The sequence below is a fragment of the Sphingopyxis sp. genome (assembly GCF_050725615.1).
In the GTDB taxonomy this organism is placed as follows: domain Bacteria; phylum Pseudomonadota; class Alphaproteobacteria; order Sphingomonadales; family Sphingomonadaceae; genus Sphingopyxis.
The window spans coordinates 16,016-36,428 of record NZ_JBOHHU010000037.1 but is presented as its reverse complement, the minus strand read 5'-3'; the positions used below and the strand labels follow the sequence as shown (position 1 = coordinate 36,428).

Below are 20,413 nucleotides of genomic sequence, written 5' to 3'. Positions count from 1 at the left end.
CCCTGACGGCGCGCGCCGCGACTCAGGCGGCGTCGCCGGCCTCTTTCGCCTTGTCGGCATAGACGCGAACCGGGTCCTTGCGGCCCTCCACGACATCCTTGTCGACGACGATCTCGACCACATCGGTCAGGTCGGGCAGGTCGAACATCGTGTCGAGCAGGATCGCCTCGACGATCGAGCGCAGTCCGCGCGCGCCGGTCTTGCGTTCGATCGCCTTTTTGGCGACCGCGACCAGCGCATCGTCGGTGAAGGTCAGCACGACCTCTTCCAGATCGAACAGTTTGCGATACTGCTTGATCAGCGCATTCTTGGGCTCGCCCAGGATCTTGACCAACGCATCGATGTCGAGATCCTCGAGCGTCGCGATGACCGGCAGGCGGCCGACGAATTCGGGGATCAGGCCGAATTTCAGCAGATCCTCGGGTTCGATATTCTTCAGCACCTCGCCCTGGCGGCGTTCGTCGGGGCCGGCGACATGCGCGCCGAAACCGATCGACTTGCCCTGCAGACGGTCGCCGATGATCTTTTCCAGGCCGCTGAACGCGCCGCCCGCGATGAACAGGATGTTCGTCGTGTCGACCTGCAGGAATTCCTGCTGCGGATGCTTGCGCCCGCCCTGCGGCGGCACCGACGCGGTCGTGCCCTCCATCAGCTTGAGCAGCGCCTGCTGCACGCCTTCGCCCGACACGTCGCGGGTGATCGAGGGGTTTTCGGCCTTGCGGCTGATCTTGTCGATTTCGTCGATATAGACGATGCCGCGCTGCGCCTTTTCGACATTATAGTCGGACGACTGGAGCAGTTTCAGGATGATATTCTCGACATCCTCGCCGACATAACCCGCTTCGGTCAGCGTCGTCGCATCGGCCATGGTGAAGGGCACGTCGAGGAAGCGGGCGAGCGTCTGCGCCAGCAAGGTCTTGCCGCTGCCGGTCGGGCCGACGAGCAGGATGTTCGACTTCGCCAGTTCGACATCGTCGCCGCGGCCCGAATTGGCGAGGCGCTTGTAATGATTGTGCACCGCGACCGACAGCACGCGCTTGGCGACATTCTGGCCGATGACATAATTGTCGAGATGCTGGCAGATTTCGAGCGGAGTCGGCACCGCGCCGTCCTTGCGCGCGGCCACACCGCCCTTGATCTCTTCGCGGATGATGTCGTTGCACAGTTCGACGCATTCGTCGCAGATGAAAACGGTCGGCCCGGCGATCAGCTTGCGCACTTCATGCTGCGATTTGCCGCAGAAGGAGCAATAGAGGGTGCTCTTGCTGTCGGAGCCAGAGAGCTTGGTCATAAAATTCCTTTTGGGACGATGCGAAACGCCGCGTCGTCCATAGTGGTGCGGCCCCCGCTGGCCCGCACCTGGGTCATCCTAGCCAGCGGTCCCCCAATTACAATATGGCAATTGGGTGACATGGCCGCAACGTCCCGGCTAGCGACTGGCGGCGAACGGGGCGTCAAGAAACGCGGTTACCACGACCTTGCCGCCCGTTCGCCCCGGTCTGTCGGTGTCGGATCAGGGCGTCGGGCCCTCGCCGACGTCCTTGGGCGCGTCGTCGCCCGGGGCGCCGGGGCGGCGGTCGAACACCTGGTCGACCAGCCCGAAAGCCTTGGCTTCCTCGGCCTCGAGGAAGGTGTCGCGGTCCATCGCCTTTTCGATCTCTTTCAGCGACTTGCCGGTATATTTGACATAGAGGTCGTTCATCCGCTTGCGGATGCGCAGGATTTCGCGCGCCTGGATCTCGATGTCCGACGCCATGCCGCGCGCGCCGCCCGACGGCTGGTGGATCATCACGCGCGCGTTCGACAGCGCGACGCGCATGCCGGGTTCGCCGGCGGCGAGCAGGAAACTGCCCATCGATGCCGCTTGACCGATGCACACGGTGCCGACGCGCGGACGGATATATTGCATCGTGTCGTGGATCGCCATGCCCGCCGTGACGACGCCGCCCGGCGAATTGATGTACATGTAGATGTCCTTCTTCGGATTCTCCGATTCGAGGAACAGCAACTGGGCGACGATCAGCGAGGCCATATTGTCCTCGACCTCGCCGGTGACGAAGACGATCCGTTCGCGCAGCAGGCGCGAGAAAATGTCGAAGCTGCGTTCGCCGCGGCTCGTCTGTTCGACGACGACGGGAACCAGGGCGGCGAGCGGGTCGATCATGGAAAATTCGTCCTTTGTTTTTCGGGATGCCGCGTCAGGAATCGACGGGCTGGCCCCTCCGCTGCCTTACATCGGCGGCGCGCGGGATGGATTCAAGGGGGCAAAAAGAAGGGCGGGAAAGTCCCGCCCCTCCGAACAGCCTGTTACCGGGCTCAGTCGCCTTCGCCGGGCTCGGCCGAGAAATGCGTTTCGAACTTGCCTTCGACGCCCTTGAAATCGTCGGCGTCGGCGGGGGTGTCCTTCTTGACCGTGATGTTCGGCCATTCGGCGCTGAACTTGGTGTTGAGCTCCAGCCATTTTTCGAGGCCGCTCTCGGTATCGGGCAGGATCGCTTCGGCGGGGCATTCGGGTTCGCACACGCCGCAATCGATGCACTCATTGGGGTTGATGACGAGCATATTCTCGCCCTCGTAAAAACAGTCGACGGGACACACCTCGACGCAGTCCATATATTTGCACCGGATGCAGGCGTCGGTGACGACATAGGTCATGGGTTGGCTCCCTTGGTCGGCGGCATCGCGCCGCCCTTTTGTTGCGATTCCCGCCTCCTATGCCGCGTGGCGGCGACGCGTCAACGCTTTCGGGCAGTTGCGAATCACTCTCACTTTATGCGCGCGCCGAACCGCATTGGCCGCACAGCTTTTCCTTGCGCGTCGATAGATTAGTTGCCGGTGGCCGAGGCGCCGGTTCCCAGCCGCGTATAACAGGCCTGCGCCTCGGGCGCCGGGCCGCGGCGGCCGGGGACCGCGAGCAGGCGGATCACCTCGATATGCTCGCCGACCGGCAGCACCAAAGTCTGTCCGGCATGGACCGCGCACGAGGCGCGGGTGATGCGCCGTCCGTCGAGGCGGATGTGCCCCGCCACCACCATCGCCTGCGCCAGGCTGCGCGACCGCGCGAAACGCAGATACCACAGCAATTTGTCGAGCCGGATGCTCCCTGCGGCGGCCGGGCTGGTCATCCGTCTTTGCGCGCGTCGGCGAGCAGCGCGGCCAGGCCCGCGAACGGACTGTTCGGCGATGGTCCGCGGCGCGGGGTGCGGTCGCTGCGTTCGGGGCGGTCCTGACGCGGCGGCGGCGGAGCCGCGCCTTGCTTGCCGGGTTTGCGCCTCTTGTCCTTGTGATCCTTGCGCGGTTTGCCCGGCCCCGCGACCGCCACGCCGTTCGGCGCCGGTGCGTCGGGTCGCCCGCGCTGCGGCGCGCGTTGTCCCGGTCTGGCCCCCTGTTTTTTCCCTTGTTTGTGGCGCGGCTTCTTGTCGCGGCCGCGATGCCCCGACCAGCGCCAGCGGTCGAGTTCGGGTTCGCCGACGCTGCGAAAGCCGAAGGCCTGCAGCAGCCCGCGCCGCGCGCCGGCGTCGAGCCCCAGCGAGGTCGCCAGCGCCGGGTCGATCGCGAAGCCGGCGGGCGGCGGGGTCGCGGCGACCTCATGCCCGCCATGGTCCTCGTCATGCTCGTCGCCGCCGGCGATCGGCGCGGCGGGCTTGGCGTCGGCCTGCAACCGCGCGGCATGCGCCTGGCGCGCCAGCCGCTCGGCCATGTCGATCCGCAGCCAGCCTTCGCCGCAGCGGCGGAACCCTGCAATGCCGAGCCCGACGACCGGTCCGTCCTTCTGCCACACCGCGCCATGCGGCGGCAGCACGGGTAGTCGTCCGCCCTGCTGCGCGGCGAGCAAGGCGGCGCGCCAGCGCACCGCTTCGGGCTTGAGCAGCAGGGGATGGAACAGGTCGAGCGAGCCGATCGTCAGCCCGATCTTGCGCAATAGCGGGCGTTCGTCGGGGCTCATCGCGACCAGCTGGCCGTCGACCGCCTCGCGCGCGACAAAACCGCCGCCGTCGACCAGCGCCGCCAGCAAGGCGCGGACGCGCGGCGGCGTGAACAAATCGCCTGCGGCTTCGCCCATCGCCGCGAGCGGCGCGGCGTGGCGGGCGAGCTGCGCGGCGACGAAGCGCTGCAACCGCTCGACGATCGCCTGCACCTGCGGCACCTCCAGTCGGCGCAGCGCGGGTTCGATCAGGATCGCGGGTTGCACCAGCGTCGGCCCCTTGGCGAGCGTCGCGACGACATCGCCGTGCCAGGCGATGCGCGGCGCCTCGCCCGCCACGCTGACCAGCGCCAGCGTGCTATCGTCGCCCTCGGCCAGCGACGCCGCGCGCCGCGCCATTTCGGCGCGCAGATGCTTTTCGGCCGCCGCGAGCAGCAGGCGATGATCGCTCGCGCGCGCCTTGGCGTCGACCTTGAACTGGAACCCTTTCAGCGTGCCGATCGCCTCGCCATCGACCGCGACGGTGCCGTCGGCGCCGACCGCGACCGGCAGCGCGGCGCCCCGCTGCCCGGCGTCGCGGATCAGCAGCGCCAGCCGCCGGTCGACGAAGCGCTGGGCCAGCGCGGCGTGCAGCGCATCGGACAATCGCGTCTCGAGCGCCTGCGTCTGCTGCGTCCAGCCCGCAGCGTCGGCGATCCAGTCGCCGCGCTGGGCAATGAAGCACAAGGTCCGCACCGCCGCGATCCGGCTGGCGAGCTGGTCGATGTCGCCCTCGACGATGTCGAGCCGCGCGAGCTTCTTCGCGAACCAGTCGGGATCGATCATCCCGTCGCCGCTCGTCCGCCACTGCCACAGTTTGAAGACGGTGCGGCTGTGATGTTCGGCGCCCAATTGTTCGAAATCGGGCAGGCCGCAGGCGCCCCACAATCGCGCGACCGCGTCGAAATCGCCGCCGCGCGCGCGCACTTCCATGTCGCCGGCCAGATGCTTGAGCACCGCCATGTCGACCGCCTCGGGCGCCGCGCGCAGCCGGGGGTGCGACGGCGGCTGCGCGAGGTCGGACAGCAGTTGGTCGAGCGTCGCATAGCCCGGGGTCGGATTGCGCCAATAGACGCTCTGCATCGGCGGGAAATGATGTCCCTCGATCGCATGGATTTCCTCGGGCGTGAAGCCGCCCTGCGGCAGGCCGACGGTGCCGAAGCTGCCGTCCTGCTGGTGCCGCCCGGCGCGCCCGGCGATCTGCGCCATTTCGCTGATCGTCAGCCGCCGTAGCCGCCGTCCGTCGAATTTCTGCAGACTGGCAAAGGCGACATGCTGGACGTCGAGGTTCAGCCCCATGCCGATCGCGTCGGTCGCGACGAGATAATCGACCTCGCCCGCCTGGAACATCTCGACCTGTGCGTTGCGGGTGCGGGGGCTCAGCGCGCCCATCACCACCGCGGCGCCGCCCGCGAAGCGGCGCAGCATCTCGGCGATCGCGTAAACCTCCTCGGCCGAGAAGGCGACGACCGCCGAGCGCTTGGGCAGCCGCGACAGCTTGCACGTCCCGGCATAGCTCAGGGTCGAAAAGCGGGGGCGGGTGATGATCTCGGCCTCGGGCACCAGGTCGCGGACGAGGCCGGTGATGCTCGCGGAGCCAAGGATCATCGTCTCCTCGCGCCCGCGTGCGCGCAGCATCCGGTCGGTGAAGACATGACCGCGCTCGGGGTCGGCGCCGAGCTGCGCCTCGTCGATGCCGACAAAGGCGACGTCGCGTTCGATGGGCAGCGCCTCCATCGTGCCGAGCAGGTAGCGCGCGTCGGGCGGCATGATCCGCTCTTCGCCGGTGACCAGCGCGACCTGCTTCTCGCCCTTGATCGCGACGACGCGATCGTAAACCTCGCGCGCCAGCAGGCGGAGCGGAAAGCCGATCATGCCGCTCGACCGGGCGGTCAGGCGCTCGACCGCCAAATGGGTTTTGCCGGTGTTGGTGGGGCCAAGGACGGCCTTGACCGGGCTGGAAGCGGGAGATGACATTGTCTTGCTATCCAAGCTGGCATGGCGCGCGCTGCGGTGCAACAGGGGATCGACGGGTGGCGCCCCCGGCGGTCGATTTTCTTTCGCTGTCACACCATGTCCCACCCCCGCCACGGCTCGCCGCATGGGCTTTCGCCATTTCGCCCGTTAAATTGACTTTAACGGTCTTTCTTTACAGACAGAGGCACGGAAACATATTCGGCGGCGCTCGCGCGGGAGGCGGGAGCGGCGATCCGGGTGGGGGTTGCAGTCTTGTTTCAGCGTCACGAACCCATGGCGGGCATGACCGGCAACGCCGCAGCGCTGTCGATGACGCAGGCGATCTCCTTTGGCCGCAGCGGCCTGGCCGACCCCGTTCCCGACCTCAAATGGCACGAAGGCTGGCGCGACCGCCTTGCGCACCTCGACCTCGCGCCCGACCTCGGCGACGATATCGGATCGCGGACATGGTGGCGCGGCCTCGCGACGCTGGCGCTGCTCTGCACCGGCGCGATCCTGACCTTTCCCGGCGTCCAGCCGTTGCAGGCGGGCGGCGCGCCCGCGCTCGACGCCGCCGATTTCAACGAAGCGCGCGCGCAGATGATCGTGCCGCTCGCGCTTGGCGGCGACACCGGGCGCCATATGGCGGCGACCGACGCGGTGCGCCCGCTGACGCAAACCCCCGAACGCCCGCAGATCGAGCTCACCGCCACCTTGGGCAGCGGCGACAGCTTCGCGCGCCTGCTCGAACGCTCGGGCGTCGGCAGCGCCGATGCGCGCGCGCTCGCCAGCCAGGTGTCGGCGGCGGTGCCGCTCGCCGACATCGCGCCGGGCACGCGCATTGACCTGATCCTCGGTCGCCGCGCCGCGCGCACCATGCCGCGCCCGGTCGATGCGCTCGCGATGCGCGCGCGCTTCGACCTCCGCATCGAGATGGAACGGATGAACGGCCAGCTCGTGATGCGCCGCATCCCGATCGCGGTCGACGCGACCCCGCTGCGCATCCGCGGCCGCGTCGGCGACAGCCTCTATCGCTCGGCGCGCGCCGCCGGCGCCCCGCCCGAGGCGATCCAGGCCTATCTGCGCGTCATCGGCAAACAGATTTCGGTCGCCAGCGACGTCCGCGCCGGCGACGAATATGACATCATCGTCGATTATCGCCGCGCCGAAACCGGCGAAAGCGAAGTCGGCAAATTGCTCTATGCCGGGCTCGTGCGCGGCGGAAAGCAGAAATTGTCGATGGTCGAATGGACCGTCGACGGCCGCCTGCAATGGTTCGAGGCGTCGGGCGCGGGTGAGACGCGCGGCGGTATGGTGCGCCCGTCGAACGGCCGCCAGACCTCGGGCTTCGGCATGCGCCGCCACCCGATCCTCGGTTACAAGCGGATGCACAGCGGGGTCGATTATGGCGGCGGTTATGGCGCGCCGATCTATGCGGTGACCGACGGCATAGTGACGATCGCGGGCCGCCACGGCGGCTACGGCAATTTCGTCAAGCTGACGCACGGCGGCGGCATGGGCACCGGCTATGGGCATATGAGCCGCATTGCGGTGCGCCCCGGCCAGCGCGTCAGCGCGGGGCAGGTGATCGGCTATATCGGCTCGACCGGCCTCTCGACCGGCCCGCATCTCCATTTCGAGGTCTATCGCAACGGCGTCGCGGTGAACCCCGCCTCGGTCAGCTTTGTCACCCGCGCCCGCCTCGAAGGCAAGGCGCTCGCCGACTTCCGCGCCCGCATCCGCCAGCTGACGTCGGTCACCCCCGGCGCGGCGCTGACCCCGGTCGCGGCGAAACAGGCAGCGGGGCCGAAGCTCGGCAGCCTGTCGGACGTCGCCTCGAAACGGGTCGGCGGCGGGATTTAGCACCATTCCCCCTCCCGCAAGCGGGAGGGACAGGGGCTTTTATGCCCAATATCCATTGGCCGTCCGCCGCCACCCCGCTATGCACGCGCCATGACTCACGCCGCCTTTCCCGACCTCCGCCTGCGCCGCACCCGCCGCACCGCGTGGAGCCGCGCCATGGTGCGCGAGACCAGCCTCTCCCCCGCCAACCTCATCTGGCCTTTGTTCGTCTGCGCGGGCGAGGGGGTCGAGGAGCCGATCGCCAGCCTGCCCGGCGTCTCGCGCTGGTCGGTCGACCTGATCGTCGAGCGCGCCCGCGACGCGATCGCCGCCGGCATCCCGTGCATCGCGCTCTTCCCTTACACCGAAGCCGATCGGCGCAGCGCGGACGGCGCCGAGGCGCTCAATCCCGACAATCTGATGTGCCGCGCGGTGCGCGCGATCAAGGCGGCGCATGGCGATGCGATCGGCGTGCTCACCGACGTCGCGCTCGACCCCTATACCAGCCATGGGCAGGACGGCCTGGTCGACGACAGCGGCCATGTCCTCAACGACGAGACGGTCGAGGTGCTCGTCGGCCAGGCGCTCAACCAGGCGCGCGCCGGCGCCGATATCATCGCCCCCAGCGACATGATGGACGGCCGCATCGGCGCGATCCGCACCGCGCTCGAGGGCGAGGGGTTCGGCCATGTCCAGATTATGAGCTATGCCGCCAAATATGCCTCGGCCTTTTACGGCCCCTTCCGCGACGCGGTCGGCTCGCGCGGACTCTTGAAGGGCGACAAAAAGGGCTATCAGATGGACCCCGCCAACGCCGAAGAGGCGCTGCGCGAGGTGGCGCAGGACCTCGCCGAGGGCGCCGACAGCGTGATGGTCAAGCCCGGCCTGCCCTATCTCGACATCGTTCGCGCGGTGCGCGACAGCTTCGCGGTGCCGGTCTTCGCCTATCAGGTGTCGGGCGAATATGCGATGATCGAGGCCGCGGCGGCGGCGGGCGCGGGCGACCGCGACGCGCTCGTCCTCGAAACCCTGCTCGCCTTCCGCCGCGCCGGGGCGTCGGGCGTTCTCACCTATCATGCGCTCCATGCTGCGAGATTGCTGAATGGCTGATCCCGTCGACGCCGGACGACGCTCGCTGACCGCGCGCCGCAGCCTGTTCGTTGCGACCATCCTGGTCGGCAGCTTCCTGCTCTTTCTCGTCCAGCCGATGGTCGCGCGCATGGTGCTGCCCAAGCTCGGCGGCGCGCCCGCCGTGTGGAACAGCGCGATGCTCGTCTATCAGGCGCTGCTGCTCGGCGGCTATGCCTATGCGCATTGGCTCGGCCGCTTCGCCGTGCGGCGTCAGGCGACGATCCATCTCGCGATACTTGTCGCCGCCGCGCTGTGGCTGCCGATCGGCATCGCCCATATCGCGCCGCCCGCGCCGGGGCAGGAGGCTTTGTGGGTGCCGCTGCTGCTCGTCGCGTCGATCGGCCCGGTCTTCTTCGCCGTCGCGGCGCAGGCGCCGTTGATGCAGCGCTGGTTCGCCGCCGATCGCAGCGCGGGCGATCCCTATTATCTTTACGCCGCGTCGAACCTCGGCAGCTTTGCCGGGCTGATCTCCTATCCCGCGCTGGTCGAACCCAGCCTGCCGCTCGCCGCGCAAAGCTGGGGCTGGACGGCGGGTTATGCGCTGCTCGTGCTGCTCGTCGCCGCCACCGCAGCGGCGCGCTGGCACAGCGCGGCGGCGACGCGCCACGGCGCGCATATCGGCGACGAACCGCGCCCGCCCCTGCGCCGTCAGCTCCACTGGCTGTTGATCGCGGCGGTGCCGTCGGGGCTGATGCTGTCGACCACGACGCATCTCACCACCGACATCGTCGCCATGCCCCTGCTCTGGGTGCTGCCGCTCGGCCTCTATCTCCTGAGCTTCGTCATCGCCTTCTCGACCGCCGACCGGCTGGTACAGTTTTTCGCGTTCATCGCGCCGCCGGTGCTGCTCGGTGCGGGCGGGCTCGCGCTGCTCAGCAGCGGCGGCGGGTCGATGATCGTCGCGATCACCGGGCTGTTGATGCTGTTCGTCGTCGCGGTCGCGCTCCACGGCTATCTCTATCACCTGCGCCCGTCGCCGCGCCACCTGACGCTCTTTTACCTCATCATGTCGGCGGGCGGGGTACTCGGCGGGCTGTTCGCGGCGCTGATCGCGCCCCTGCTGTTCGACTGGGTCTATGAACATCCCTTGCTGGTACTCGCCGCCGCCGCGCTGCTGCCGCTGCCCGCGCTGCTGCCGTGGAACAAATGGCTGAACCTGCCGCCGCGTTCGGCGCGTTTCATCGCGGCGCTGCTCGTGGCGGTCGCGGTCTACGCCGCCGTGGCGATGAGCGCGCAATGGGCCGGCAAGCTCGAAGGCATGGTCGGCGCCTATGCCGCGATCATCTTCGTCATCGGCCTGCTCGTGATCGGCTGGCGCTGGGCCTATATCGTGACGCTCGCGGCGTTGATGCTCGGCATCGGCGGCCGCTCGACGATCGAGGAAAGCTTCACCGGCAACCGGGTGCGCAGCTATTTCGGCGTCTACACCGTCACCGACGACCTGTTTCGTCACGAACGGCGCCTCGCGCACGGCACGACGCTGCACGGGTTGCAGATGACCGATCCGGGGCTGCAGCGCGAACCGACCACCTATTATGGCCATCAGTCGGGGGTCGGGCTGACGCTCGACAAGGCGACCGAATTGGGCGGACCCGACGCCGCGATCGGCATCGTCGGGCTCGGCGCCGGCACGCTCGCCTGTTACCGCCGCCCCGGCCAGGATTGGACGATCTTCGAAATCGATCCGGCGATGGTCGGCATCGCCCGCGATCCGTCGAAATTTACCTTCCTGTCCGATTGTGCGGGCGACACGCCGATCGTCCTTGGCGACGCGCGGTTGCAACTCGCCAAGCAGCCTGCGGGGCGCTTCGACATCCTCGTCATCGACGCCTTCTCGTCCGACGCCATCCCGCTGCATTTGCTGACCGAGGAAGCGATCGGTGTCTATGCGCGCGCGCTCAAACCCGATGGCGTGTTGCTCATCCATATCTCGAACCGCTTCTTCGACCTCGAACCCGTGCTCGCGGCCGAGGCAAAGGGGCGCGGCTGGACCGCCGCGATCCGCAAGGACCCGGCGGCGGTGCCGCGCGGGTCGCTGACGTCGCTCGCCAGTTCCAACTGGGTCGCGATGACCGCGACGCCGCAGCGCATGGACCAGTTGACCGGGGGCATAGGTCCGCGCGAAAAGGCGTTTGACAACGGCGTCTGGGTGCCGCTCGAGGGACGCGACGGCTTTGTCCGCTGGACCGACGACTATGCCTCGACGCTGCCGATCCTGATCTGGAAACATATTATCGGAGGGCGCGACGAATGAGCCGCAACGACATCAGCATCATCACAGTGAATGGAAAGACGCCGCAGATCGACCCCAGCGCCTTCATCGCGCCGGGGTGCCGGATCATCGGCGACGTGACGATCGGCCCCGACGTCAGCATCTGGTATAATTGCGTGCTGCGTGCCGATGTCAGCCATATCGTCGTCGGCGCGCGGTCGAACATCCAGGACGGGACCGTCGTCCATTGCGACGGCCCGATGCCGCACCGCCCCGAAGGCTATCCGACGATCATCGGCGAGGATGTGCTGATCGGCCATCTCGCGATGGTCCACGGCTGCACGCTCGCCGACCGGGCGTTCGTCGGGCTGAAGGCGACGGTGATGAACGGCTGCCGTATCGGCAGCGACGCGATGCTCGCGGCGGGCGCGCTACTCACCGAGAACAAGGAAATCCCCAGCCGCGAGCTGTGGGCGGGCTCACCCGCGCGCCGCGTGCGCGAGATCGGCGACGAACAGGCCGCCGGCATGCAGGTCGGCGTCGCGCATTATGTGATGAACGGCCGCATGCACAAGGCGGCGGTCGAGGGCTGATTCCAAAGCCGACCTATAATCCGTTCGTGTCGAGCGAAGTCGAGACACGCGGCGTTCGTGCGTGCCTTTGGAGTGTCTCGACTTCGCTCGACACGAACGGGAATGGAAAAAGGGCGCCCCGGTTTCCCGAAGCGCCCTTTTTAAAACGCCTGTTGCGGCTTAGCTGAAGTTCACCATCGCATAGAGCATCGGGATCGACAGCAAGGTGTTGGTCCGCGAAAAGATCATCGCGGTCCTCGCGGCCTTGGCCTTGGTTGCGTCGTCGGCCTCGACGATGCCCAGCGCCTTCTTCTGGTTCGGCCAGATCAGGAACCACACGTTGAACGCCATGATCAGGCCCAGCCACATGCCGACGCCGATCAGCTTGTACGGATCCTGCAGCGTCAGCGCGGGGATCGCATATTTGGCGTGAAAGGCGATGCTGAGGCCCAGCAGCACCGTGACCGCCGCCGCCCAGCGGAACCAGAACAGCGCGGCGGGCGCGATATGCTTCGACACGCCCGGCTTCAGCTCGGCGGGAATCTTGGGCATCGTCGGCATCTGGACGAAGTTGAAATAATAGAGCAGCCCGATCCACAGCACCCCGAAGAAAGTGTGCAACCAGCGCATGATCGCATTGCCCGCAGCGATGCCGTCCTCGAAATTCTGGCCGTTGAGGCCGAGCATCAGGATGATCGCGAGCACCAGCCCCGCGCCCAGCACGGCGTGCAGATTACCGAAAAATTTGTCCATGTCTTTCCCCCTCGCTTTGTGTGGGGCGCGGCGCGACCCGGTGCCCGGGGGCCGCTATGCCAGCGACGGGGGCCGCGTTCAACTTTTGTCGGTCGCCGCCTCCTCGGGCAGCGCGAGGCCGTTCTTCAGCATCACCGGCAGCTGGGTGAAGGTGAAGAGGAAGGAGAGCGCGGTCACCCCCCAGACCTTGATCGTCAGCCACAGGTCGAAACTCATCTGCTTGGCCTGGATCAGTTCGTACATCACATGATTGGCGATGCCGAGCGCGGCGAAGAACAGCCCCCAGTTGCGCGACAGCAACAGCCAGCCGCGTTCGGTCAGCCCGTCGAGCGCCGATTGCAGCAGATATTTGAGCATCGGCTTGCCGCGCCAATAGCCGCCGAGCAGGATCGCGGCGAAGGCGGCGTAGATGATCGTCGGCTTCATCACGATGAACTTGGGATCGTGCAGATAGACGGTCAGCGCGCCGAAACCCAGGATCAGGATGCCCGACATCCACAGCATCGGCGAAATCTTGCCGAGCTTCCATTTGGACACCACCATCGCAATGCAGATCGCCACCATGAAGGCGAGCGTTCCCTTGATCGCGCCGGTGATCGCCGCCGCCGGACCGTCGCCGCCCGAGGTGAATTTATAGACGAGGAAGAAGATCAGCAGCGGCGCAAAATCGATCACGAAATTGAGCCCGCCATGCTTGGCGGCGGGCGGTGCGGGAACCGATTCGGGGCCGCCGGGAAGTTGTTCGAGCGTGTCGCTCATCGGATATTTCCTGCAATGATGGCCGCGATCTCGTCGGCATCGAACGGACGAAGATCGTCGATGGTTTCGCCGATGCCGATCGCATGGATGGGCAGCGCGTGGCGTTCGGCCGCCGCGACGAGCACGCCGCCGCGCGCGGTGCCGTCGAGCTTGGTCATCACCAGCCCGGTGACCCCCGCGACCTCGCGGAACACGTCGATCTGCGCCAGCGCATTCTGCCCCGTCGTCGCGTCGAGCACGAGCACGACGTCGTGCGGCGCGGCGGGGTTGAGCCGCCCGAGCACGCGCTTGATCTTCTCGAGCTCGTCCATCAGCTCGCGCTTGTTCTGCAGCCGCCCGGCGGTGTCGACGATCAGCACGTCGATGCCGGTCGCAGTCGCCTGTTTGACCGCGTCGAACACGATGCCTGCGGCGTCGCCGCCCTCGGGGCCCGCCATGATCGGCACGCCCAAGCGCTCGGCCCAGACCTTCAACTGGCCGATCGCGGCGGCGCGGAAGGTGTCGCCGGCGACCAGCATCACGCCATAATCCTGTTCCTGGAACAGATGCGCCAGCTTGGCGATGGTCGTGGTCTTGCCCGACCCGTTGACCCCGATCACCAGGATCACCTGCGGGCGCGGGAAGGCGTCGATCTCCAGCGGCTCGGCGACCGGGCGCAGCACGGCGGCGATTTCTTCGGCAACGATGCGGCGCAATTCCTCGGTGCCGCCCGCCACCGCGTCGCGGCGCGCGGCGAGCCGGTCGCGGATGCGCGCGGCCATCGCGGGGCCGAGGTCGGCGGTGATCAATGCCTCTTCGATGCGGTCGAGATCCTCCTCGTCGAGCCGCGCCTTGCCGGTCAGCCCCGCCAGATTTTCGCCGAGCCGCTCCGACGTGCGCTTCAGCCCGCCGAACAGCCGCTCGCTCCAGCTCGCGCCGCTCATGCCGCCAGCTCCGCGATCAGCCGGTCGCCGTCGCGCACACCGATCCGCACCGGCACGATTCTCCCGGGCACCGCGTCGGCGCCCAGCACCAGCCCCGCAAAATTCTCGCCATGGCCGGTCCGCCCGTCGCGCTCCACCAGCATGTTCGTCGTCTTACCCACTTGTTCGTCCATCCATTGGTGCCGCCGCCGCGCATTGGCCTCGCGCAGCGTCGCGGCGCGTGTCCGTGCCATGGTCCGCCCGACCTGCGGCATCCGCGCGGCGGGCGTCCCGGCGCGGGCGCTATAGGGAAAGATATGGCCAAAGACGATGTCGCAATCGTCGATCAGCGCCAGGCTGTTCGCGAACATCGCGTCGTCCTCGGTGGGGAAGCCCGCGATCAGGTCGGCGCCGATCGCAATCTCCGGCCGCGCTGCCTTCAATCGCGCGACCAGATCGACGACCTCGGCGCGGCGATGGCGGCGTTTCATCCGCGTCAGCACCATATCGTCGCCGGCCTGCAGCGACAGATGGACATGCGGCATCACCCGCGCTTCGGTGGTGAGCAGCGCGAACAGCGCATCGTCGATGCGGTTCGGGTCGAGCGACGACAGCCGCAGCCGTTCGACGGGCAGCGCCAGCAACGCCTCGACCAGCGCCGCCAGCGTGGTGTCGCTGTCGTCGCCATAGCTCGCGAGGTCGACCCCGGTCAGCACGATCTCGCGCTGCCCGCGCTCCAGCGCGATGCGCGCGCTGGCCACGACCGCCGCGATGCTCGCCGACCGCGCCGTCCCGCGCGCGATCACCGTCGCGCAAAAGGTGCAGCTGTGCGAACAGCCGGTCTGCACGCCGAGGAAGGCGCGTGCATGGTCGGCGCCGGAGAGGGCGGGGGAATAGCTCTTGCTGCGGACGATCGGCGCGCCGGCGCCATAGCTTCCCGCCAGCCCCTTCACGTCATTGCCGACAACCCGTGCGCCCAACGCCGCGAAGGCATCGCGTTCCAGCTCCGCCGCGCACCCGGTCACCACGACGCTGGCCTCGGGCCGTTCGCGCAGCGCCCGCCGCACCGCCTGCCGCGCCTGGCGCACCGCTTCGTCGGTCACCGCGCAGCTGTTGAAGATGATCGTGTCGGTCGCGCCCGCCGCCGTGGCCGCCGCGCGCACCGCCTCGCCCTCGGCGATGTTCAGCCGGCACCCGAAATTGACGACGTCAAGCCCGCCGTCCAAAACCTCTGCGCTCATCCGAACTGCGCCCAGTCGGTCTCGCCCTCATAGACCCGCGTCGCCGCGCCGCTCATCACGATCGGCTCGCCGGGCGCCCAGCGGATGATCAGGTCGCCGCCGGGCAGCGACACCGTCACCGGCGACTTGACCTTGCCCGCGCGGATCGCCGCGACCGCCGTCGCGCAGGCGCCGGTGCCGCACGCCTGGGTCAGCCCGACGCCGCGCTCCCACACGCGCAGTTGCAGGCAATCGGGGCCGTCGAGGCTCGCGACATTGACATTGACGCGCTCGGGGAACAGCGGGTCGGTCTCGATCCGTGGACCGAGGTCGCCGAGGTCCACCGCATCGGCCTCGGGCACGAAAAAGATGATGTGCGGATTGCCGACATTGACCGCCGCGCCATGTTCCAGCTCGTCCCACGCGACGGGCATGTCGCGCGTGTCCATCGGCATCGCGAGCGGGATATGCTCCCAGTCGAACTCGGGTTCGCCCAGCACCACCTCGGCGCCGCCGTCGGCGGGCGTCACGCGCAGCATGCCGCCCAGCGTTTCGATCACTGCGGGCTGGCCGATCAGCGTCGCGACGCAGCGCGTCGCATTGCCGCACGCCTCGACCTCGCCGCCGTCGGCGTTGAAGATGCGCATCCTGACATCGGCATGGGTGGAGGGTTCGAGCAGGATCAGCTGGTCGCAGCCGATGCCGTGCCGCCGGTCGGCGATCGCATGCGCGCGCGCCGGGGTCATGTCGACGGGCGCCTCGCGCGCGTCGATGACGACAAAGTCGTTGCCCAGCCCGTGCATCTTGGTGAAGCGATCCGCCATATCCCGCGCATGTAAGGGCAGGGGCGGGGGAAGTCTAGCGAGGCGGGCTCTTCGGGCGCGGTGTCATTTTGGTTCACGCGAAGACGCGAAGACGCGAAGAGGTCGCATTTCGCCGCGAAGCGGCCTTCGCCTTGGACGATGCGTCAAACGCTATGCGTGAATCGGGAAGGGGTCTGCCGGCCGGCGCCAAACCTCTTCGCGCCTTCGCGTCTTCGCGTGAAATATTATAGCTCGACCTTCGCGGTGATCAGCCGGCCTTCCGCCGTTCGTCCTCGGCCGCGCCCGCTTCCGGCATCATCGGCGCGCGCAGCAGCCCGCGTTCCGCCAGCATCCGGGCCGTCGCCGCCGCCGACGCCGGCTTGCCATAATGCCAGCCCTGCGCCTTGGCGCAGCCGAGCCGCGTCAGTTCGATCGCGGTCGCCTCGTCTTCGACCCCCTCGGCGGTGATCGGCATCGCCAGGCTTTCGCCCAGCCGCACGATCGCGACGACGATCGCCTGTGCATCGGGGCTGCCCTGCATCGCGGTGATGAAGCTGCGGTCGATCTTGATCCGGTCGAACGGCAGCGCGCGCAGATGCGACAGCGAGCTGTAACCGGTGCCGAAATCGTCAAGCGAGAGCGACACGCCCTGGTTTTTCAAACTGGTGACGATCGAGCGCACCAGCGGCAGATTCTCGAACAACGAGCTTTCGGTGATCTCGACCTCGAGCTGGCTCGCCGGGAAACCCGTTTCGACCAGCAATTTGGTCAGCTTCTGGCTGAACCAGGGGTCTTTCAATTGCTGCGGAGAGATATTGACGGCCAGCGTGATCGACGGGTCCCAGCCCTTGGCGATTTCCATCGCGTGGCGCACGACGCGCAGCGACAATTCGCCGATCAGCCCGCTGTCCTCGGCGACCGGGATGAAGCGGTCGGGCTCGATCATGCCATGTTCGGGCGAATCCCAGCGCATCAGCATCTCGAAACCGACCAGGCGGCCGGTCGCGATGTCGACCTGCGGCTCGAAAAAGGGCACGAACTCGTCGCGCGGCATGCCGCTGCGGATGCCGGTCTCGATCTGGTTGCGGACCTGCACCGCCATTTCCATGCCGGCCTCGAACCAGCAGAAGCGGTTCCGGCCCTCGTCCTTGCAATGATACATGGCGATGTCGGCCTGACGGACCAACGTGTCCATCGTCACGTCGGTGGTCGTCGCCAGCGCCAGCCCGATCGAGGCGCCGATACAGATCTGCTGCGTGTCGTGCATCACCGGTTCTTCGAGCGCGGTGACAAGCTGCGCCGCCAGCGCCTCGACATGCGGTGTCCCCGTCGGCTCGAACATCAGCATCGCGACGAATTCGTCGCCGCCCAGCCGCGCCATCAGGGCGCTCGGCGGCAGCACGCCCGCGATGCGTTCGGCGGCGACCTTCAGCAACCGGTCGCCCGCGGCATGGCCGTGGATATCGTTGACGGTCTTGAAATGGTCGAGGTCGAGCAGGAATAGGGCGACATGGCGATGCGCCGCGACGGCCTCGGCGACCAGCGCCTGTCCACGTTCGAGCATCGCGCGGCGGTTCAGGAAATCGGTCAGCGGGTCGGTGTCGGCCAGATAGCGCGCGCGCTGCTCGGCCTCGGTGCGTTCGCGGATTTCGCGGTGCAGGTCGTTATAGCGGCGCCAGCCGAACAAGATCAGCGCGATATTGAGGATCAGCGTCGCGGCGAGGACCTGATCGGTGCCGCCGCCGAGGCCCGACAGCGCGCGGACCACCGATTGCATGACGCTGCTGCCGGTGCCGACAAACAGGATGATCGCGGCGACGACGATGCCGCCGGCGACGACATCGCGCTTCGCGCCATCGGCGCGGTCGGGTGTTTTGGGCGCAGCAGCGGTCGCCATATTCGCATTTCCCCACAGACAGCGGCTCTTTTGTCCCGCAAGCGGTGAAATTTGCGTTAAGTGTCGGGGGATCAACCTACGGGTCTTCACGCCGACCTATCCATCATCGTCACCCCGGGCTCGACCCGGGGTCCCGCTTTTCGAGCGGGCAACCGGCGCGCCCTTATGAAACCAGCGCAAGGAGCGGGACCCCCGGATCAAGTCTGGGGTGACGCAGGGGGGCATTTGCGATGCCTCCGCTTGCCATTCCCCCGCCTTTCCCGTAAAGGCGCGCTCGTTCCGCCACATCTTGCGGCGGAGCATATCGACATCCGCGACGGAAAACCTGTCTACGGATACCGCTGGTTGGCGAGGTTTCGCTCACCGGCGTGTTTTGCGTTGCGGTGTCGTTAGGCAAGGATTTTGGCTGTGTTCGATAGTCTGAGCAACCGGCTTGGCGATGTTTTCGGGAAGCTCCGCGGTCGCGGTGCGCTGACCGAGGCCGACGTGCGCGCCGCGATGCGCGAAGTGCGAATCGCGCTGCTCGAGGCCGACGTCGCGCTGCCCGTCGTGCGCAGCTTCATCGACCAGGTCACCGACCTGGCGATCGGCCACAATGTCCTGCGCTCGGTCACCCCGGGGCAGCAGGTGGTCAAGATCGTCAGCGACGCGCTGACCGAAATGCTCGGCTCCGAAACCGCCGAACTCGACCTCGCCGTCACCCCGCCCGCCGTCATTATGATGGTCGGTCTGCAGGGTTCGGGTAAGACGACCACGACCGCGAAGATCGCCAAGCGGCTCAAGGAAAAAGAACGCAAGAAGGTGCTGATGGCGTCGCTCGACGTCAATCGTCCCGCCGCGCAGGAACAGCTCGCGGTGCTCGGCGCCCAGATCGACGTCGCGACGCTGCCGATCGTCGCGGGCCAGCAGCCCACCGAAATCGCGAGCCGCGCGCTGCAGGCGGCCAAGCTCCAGGGTTATGACGTCCTGATGCTCGACACCGCCGGCCGGCTCCACGTCGACCAGCAATTGATGGACGAGATGCAGGCGGTGTCGCGCGCGGCGAACCCCGCCGAAACCCTGCTCGTCGTCGACAGCCTGACCGGTCAGGACGCTGTGCAGGTCGCGCAGCGCTTCACCGACCAGGTGCCGCTCACCGGCGTCGTGCTCACCCGCATGGACGGCGACGCGCGCGGCGGCGCCGCGCTCTCGATGCGCGCCGTCACCGGCAAGCCGATCAAATTCGCGGGCACCGGCGAAAAGCTCGACGGGCTCGAACTCTTTCAGCCCTCGCGTATCGCGGGCCGCATCCTCGGCATGGGCGATGTCGTCAGCCTCGTCGAACGCGCCGCCGAAACGATCCAGGCCGAAGAGGCCGAGGCGATGGCGGCGAAGATGGCCAAGGGCGTCTTCGACCTCAACGACCTGCGCACCCAGCTCAACCAGATGCGCCGCATGGGCGGCCTCGGCGCGCTCGCCGGGATGATCCCCGGCATGAAAAAGGCGCAGATCGCGGCGGCGCAGGCCGGCGCCGACGACAAGACCTTGCTCCATTTCGACGCGATCATGGGCTCGATGACGCCGAAGGAACGCGCCAAACCCGAAATCCTGACCGCGAAGCGCAAGATCCGCATCGCCAACGGCTCGGGCACCAACGTCCAGATGGTCAACAAGGTGCTCAAGATGCACCAGGAAATGGCGACCGCGATGAAGAAGATCCGCAAGATGGGCGGATTGAAGGGGCTCGGCGCGCTGTTCGGCAAGGGCGGCATCCCCGGCATGGGCGGTGGTGGAATGGGCGGCGGCGGGGGCGGTGGCCTCGGCGGGCTGCCCGGCCTCGGCGGCGGGGCGATCCCGCCCGAACTCGCCAATCTGATGAACAAGAAAAAGTGACTTTAACCGACAACCCGAATTTGAATTAGAAAGAAGGATTATATCATGGCTACCTCCATTCGCCTGTCGCGCGGCGGCTCGAAAAAGCGCCCCTATTACAAGATCGTCGTCGCCGATTCGCGCGCCCCGCGCGACGGCCGCTTCATCGAGCGCATCGGCAGCTACAACCCGCTGCTCGGCAAGGACAATCCGGAGCGCGTGAAGCTCGACGCCGAGCGTGCGAAGCACTGGGTCTCGGTTGGCGCGCAGCCGACCGACCGCGTTGCCCGTTTCCTCGACGCCGCCGGCGTCCTCGAACGCGCCGCGCGCAACAACCCGAACAAGGCGGTCCCGGGCGAAAAGGCCAAGGAACGCGCCGAGGAAAAGGCGCAGAAGATCGCTGACGCCGCCGAGGCCGCAGCCGCTGCTGCTGCCGCGCCGGCTCCCGAGCCCGAAGCCGTCGAAGAAGCTCCGGCCGAAGAAGCTGCCGCCGAAGCCGTGGCCGAAGCGGTTGCTGACGAGGTTCCCGCCGACATGCCGGCCGACGACGC

16 protein-coding genes and 1 pseudogene are annotated in these 20,413 nt (G+C 67.6%); 6 read left to right on the top strand and 11 right to left on the bottom strand.

Going from position 1 to position 20,413, the window contains the following annotated elements; genetic code table 11:
- Window positions 1–22 precede the first annotated feature (22 nt).
- The 5 genes from clpX to ACREB7_RS10635 form a co-directional block, all read right to left on the bottom strand.
- Window positions 23–1,291 carry an ATP-dependent Clp protease ATP-binding subunit ClpX gene (gene clpX / locus ACREB7_RS10655; RefSeq protein ID WP_077146511.1) on the bottom strand — a complete coding sequence of 423 codons (1,269 nt, stop codon included), beginning with the start codon at window positions 1,289–1,291 and terminating at the stop codon, window positions 23–25.
- Between the two features lie 222 nt (window positions 1,292–1,513).
- Window positions 1,514–2,164, bottom strand: a complete 651-nt coding sequence (clpP, locus tag ACREB7_RS10650) for an ATP-dependent Clp endopeptidase proteolytic subunit ClpP (protein ID WP_431592248.1) — start codon at window positions 2,162–2,164, stop codon at window positions 1,514–1,516.
- 152 nt (window positions 2,165–2,316) lie between these two features.
- Window positions 2,317–2,655: a ferredoxin FdxA gene (gene fdxA, locus ACREB7_RS10645; RefSeq protein WP_431592247.1), complete on the bottom strand. Its 339-nt coding sequence runs from the start codon at window positions 2,653–2,655 to the stop codon at window positions 2,317–2,319.
- A 170-nt stretch (window positions 2,656–2,825) separates the two neighbouring features.
- Window positions 2,826–3,125: an RNA-binding S4 domain-containing protein gene (locus ACREB7_RS10640; protein WP_431592246.1), complete on the bottom strand. Its 300-nt coding sequence runs from the start codon at window positions 3,123–3,125 to the stop codon at window positions 2,826–2,828.
- Window positions 3,122–5,941, bottom strand: a complete 2,820-nt coding sequence (locus ACREB7_RS10635) for a helicase-related protein (protein ID WP_431592245.1) — start codon at window positions 5,939–5,941, stop codon at window positions 3,122–3,124. Before ACREB7_RS10635 ends, ACREB7_RS10640 begins: the two co-directional genes overlap by 4 nt.
- Before the next feature lie 282 nt (window positions 5,942–6,223).
- Here ACREB7_RS10635 and ACREB7_RS10630 point away from each other — a divergent pair, with 282 nt between their 5' ends.
- The 4 genes from ACREB7_RS10630 (at window position 6,224) to ACREB7_RS10615 (ending at window position 11,698) form a co-directional block, all read left to right on the top strand.
- Window positions 6,224–7,783 carry a M23 family metallopeptidase gene (locus tag ACREB7_RS10630; protein WP_431592250.1) on the top strand — a complete coding sequence of 520 codons (1,560 nt, stop codon included), beginning with the start codon at window positions 6,224–6,226 and terminating at the stop codon, window positions 7,781–7,783.
- 90 nt (window positions 7,784–7,873) lie between these two features.
- Window positions 7,874–8,872 carry a porphobilinogen synthase gene (gene hemB / locus ACREB7_RS10625; RefSeq protein ID WP_431592244.1) on the top strand — a complete coding sequence of 333 codons (999 nt, stop codon included), beginning with the start codon at window positions 7,874–7,876 and terminating at the stop codon, window positions 8,870–8,872.
- On the top strand, window positions 8,865–11,147 hold the full coding sequence (locus ACREB7_RS10620; protein WP_431592243.1) for a spermidine synthase: 2,283 nt from the start codon (window positions 8,865–8,867) through the stop codon (window positions 11,145–11,147). The genes hemB and ACREB7_RS10620 overlap by 8 nt, the downstream gene beginning before the upstream one ends.
- Window positions 11,144–11,698 (top strand): gamma carbonic anhydrase family protein, encoded by a 555-nt coding sequence (locus tag ACREB7_RS10615; RefSeq protein WP_431592242.1) that lies wholly within the window; start codon window positions 11,144–11,146, stop codon window positions 11,696–11,698. The genes ACREB7_RS10620 and ACREB7_RS10615 overlap by 4 nt, the downstream gene beginning before the upstream one ends.
- A 159-nt stretch (window positions 11,699–11,857) precedes the next feature.
- Here the strand turns inward: ACREB7_RS10615 and ACREB7_RS10610 are convergent, their stop codons facing one another.
- The 6 genes from ACREB7_RS10610 to ACREB7_RS10585 form a co-directional block, all read right to left on the bottom strand.
- Window positions 11,858–12,430 carry a urate hydroxylase PuuD gene (locus tag ACREB7_RS10610; RefSeq protein WP_431592241.1) on the bottom strand — a complete coding sequence of 191 codons (573 nt, stop codon included), beginning with the start codon at window positions 12,428–12,430 and terminating at the stop codon, window positions 11,858–11,860.
- A gap of 78 nt (window positions 12,431–12,508) precedes the next feature.
- Window positions 12,509–13,189: an inner membrane-spanning protein YciB gene (locus ACREB7_RS10605; protein WP_431592240.1), complete on the bottom strand. Its 681-nt coding sequence runs from the start codon at window positions 13,187–13,189 to the stop codon at window positions 12,509–12,511.
- Complete coding sequence (gene ftsY / locus ACREB7_RS10600) at window positions 13,186–14,112, bottom strand: signal recognition particle-docking protein FtsY (protein WP_431592239.1); 927 nt, start codon at window positions 14,110–14,112, stop codon at window positions 13,186–13,188. The genes ACREB7_RS10605 and ftsY overlap by 4 nt, the downstream gene beginning before the upstream one ends.
- Entirely contained in the window at window positions 14,109–15,332 is a 1,224-nt protein-coding gene (locus ACREB7_RS10595) for a MiaB/RimO family radical SAM methylthiotransferase (RefSeq protein WP_431592238.1), read from the bottom strand. Before ACREB7_RS10595 ends, ftsY begins: the two co-directional genes overlap by 4 nt.
- Window positions 15,329–16,135 (bottom strand): diaminopimelate epimerase, encoded by an 807-nt coding sequence (gene dapF / locus ACREB7_RS10590; protein ID WP_431592237.1) that lies wholly within the window; start codon window positions 16,133–16,135, stop codon window positions 15,329–15,331. Before dapF ends, ACREB7_RS10595 begins: the two co-directional genes overlap by 4 nt.
- Window positions 16,136–16,382: 247 nt before the next feature.
- Window positions 16,383–18,011 (bottom strand): putative bifunctional diguanylate cyclase/phosphodiesterase, encoded by a 1,629-nt coding sequence (locus tag ACREB7_RS10585; protein ID WP_431592236.1) that lies wholly within the window; start codon window positions 18,009–18,011, stop codon window positions 16,383–16,385.
- A 408-nt stretch (window positions 18,012–18,419) separates the two neighbouring features.
- On the opposite strand from ACREB7_RS10585, the gene ffh reads away from it, so the two are divergent.
- Together ffh and rpsP are read left to right on the top strand one after the other, a co-directional pair.
- Window positions 18,420–19,883 carry a signal recognition particle protein gene (ffh, locus tag ACREB7_RS10580; RefSeq protein ID WP_431592235.1) on the top strand — a complete coding sequence of 488 codons (1,464 nt, stop codon included), beginning with the start codon at window positions 18,420–18,422 and terminating at the stop codon, window positions 19,881–19,883.
- A gap of 45 nt (window positions 19,884–19,928) precedes the next feature.
- Window positions 19,929–20,372 (top strand): annotated as a pseudogene (gene rpsP, locus ACREB7_RS10575) (30S ribosomal protein S16); the annotation flags it as partial.
- Window positions 20,373–20,413: the final 41 nt, after the last annotated feature.

Coding starts and splice junctions, on each gene's coding strand:
- clpX (WP_077146511.1), bottom strand. CDS start 1,291: ATGACCAAGCTCTCTGGCTCCGACAGCAAGAGCACCCTCTATTGCTCC.
- clpP (WP_431592248.1), bottom strand. CDS start 2,164: ATGATCGACCCGCTCGCCGCCCTGGTTCCCGTCGTCGTCGAACAGACG.
- fdxA (WP_431592247.1), bottom strand. CDS start 2,655: ATGACCTATGTCGTCACCGACGCCTGCATCCGGTGCAAATATATGGAC.
- ACREB7_RS10640 (WP_431592246.1), bottom strand. CDS start 3,125: ATGACCAGCCCGGCCGCCGCAGGGAGCATCCGGCTCGACAAATTGCTG.
- ACREB7_RS10635 (WP_431592245.1), bottom strand. CDS start 5,941: ATGTCATCTCCCGCTTCCAGCCCGGTCAAGGCCGTCCTTGGCCCCACC.
- ACREB7_RS10630 (WP_431592250.1), top strand. CDS start 6,224: ATGACCGGCAACGCCGCAGCGCTGTCGATGACGCAGGCGATCTCCTTT.
- hemB (WP_431592244.1), top strand. CDS start 7,874: ATGACTCACGCCGCCTTTCCCGACCTCCGCCTGCGCCGCACCCGCCGC.
- ACREB7_RS10620 (WP_431592243.1), top strand. CDS start 8,865: ATGGCTGATCCCGTCGACGCCGGACGACGCTCGCTGACCGCGCGCCGC.
- ACREB7_RS10615 (WP_431592242.1), top strand. CDS start 11,144: ATGAGCCGCAACGACATCAGCATCATCACAGTGAATGGAAAGACGCCG.
- ACREB7_RS10610 (WP_431592241.1), bottom strand. CDS start 12,430: ATGGACAAATTTTTCGGTAATCTGCACGCCGTGCTGGGCGCGGGGCTG.
- ACREB7_RS10605 (WP_431592240.1), bottom strand. CDS start 13,189: ATGAGCGACACGCTCGAACAACTTCCCGGCGGCCCCGAATCGGTTCCC.
- ftsY (WP_431592239.1), bottom strand. CDS start 14,112: ATGAGCGGCGCGAGCTGGAGCGAGCGGCTGTTCGGCGGGCTGAAGCGC.
- ACREB7_RS10595 (WP_431592238.1), bottom strand. CDS start 15,332: ATGAGCGCAGAGGTTTTGGACGGCGGGCTTGACGTCGTCAATTTCGGG.
- dapF (WP_431592237.1), bottom strand. CDS start 16,135: ATGGCGGATCGCTTCACCAAGATGCACGGGCTGGGCAACGACTTTGTC.
- ACREB7_RS10585 (WP_431592236.1), bottom strand. CDS start 18,011: ATGGCGACCGCTGCTGCGCCCAAAACACCCGACCGCGCCGATGGCGCG.